Below are 988 nucleotides of genomic sequence, written 5' to 3'. Positions count from 1 at the left end.
GCCCTACGTCGCGCCGCCCGAGGACCTGCCGGGCGCCCTCGCCGGGCTGACCTACGACCAGTACCGCGCCATCGTCTTCCGCCCGGCGGCGGCCCTGCGCCTCGGGCGGCACTTCAGCGCGCAGCTGTTCCACCGCGGCTTCCTGCAGCGCAAGCGCTGCGCGCTGTACCTGCAGCCGAAGGCCGGGCCGGCCCAGGCCGTCGCCTACGAGCCCGGCCTGTTCGAGCTGGGCCGGGCGCTTGACGGCCAGAGCTTCCCGACGACGCTCGGCTTTGCCGGCTTCCGACTGCACTTCGCCGCCACCGAGACCCCGCCCGGCCGCCCGCGCGGCTTCCAGGAGGAGTTCCTGGTGTTCCTCGGCGCGTCGTACTTCCGCCTGCGCGGCGAGGGCCAGGAATACGGGCTCTCGGCGCGCGGCGCGGCGATCGGCACCGGCTCGGCCGCGGGCGAGGAGTTTCCCGACTTCACCGCCCACTGGATCTGCGAGCCGGAGGACGATGCGAAGACGATCACCGTGCTCTCGCTCCTCGACAGCCCGAGCCTGTCCGGCGCCTACCGCTTCGAGATCGCGCCGGGCGACCCGGCGCACATCCAGGTCACCGCCGCGCTCCACCCGCGGAAGGACATTCCCCAGCTCGGGCTGGCCCCGCTCACCAGCATGTTCCTGCACGGCCAGAACGGGCCGGGCGCGCGCGGCGCCAGGCCCTTCGACGACTTCCGGCCGCAGGTGCACGATTCCGACGGGCTGGTGGTGCGCTCCGGCGCCGACCGGCTGTGGCGCCCGCTGGTCAACGGCCGCCCGAGCCCGCAGATCTCCGCCTTCCGCGCGGCGCCGCTCTCCGGCTTCGGGCTGATGCAGCGCGAGCGGACCTTTGCCGCCTACCTCGACGTCGAGGCGCGGCAGGAGGCCCGGCCCGGCCTGTGGGTCGAGCCCGCCGCCCCCGCGACGAAACCCGAGATGGTCGCGGCCGGCGCCTCGCCGCGGGCC

At 75.1% G+C, this 988-nt stretch carries 1 protein-coding gene; it reads left to right on the top strand.

Annotated features, from left to right (window positions below):
* Window positions 1–988 (top strand): glucan biosynthesis protein (locus FV223_RS28505; RefSeq protein ID WP_147729982.1); only part of this gene is annotated, 988 nt, incomplete at both ends.

The organism is Methylobacterium sp. WL116 (assembly GCF_008039455.1).
Classification (GTDB): domain Bacteria; phylum Pseudomonadota; class Alphaproteobacteria; order Rhizobiales; family Beijerinckiaceae; genus Methylobacterium.
The sequence above is the reverse complement of the archived record's forward strand: the minus strand, read 5'-3'. Positions and strand labels throughout refer to the sequence as shown.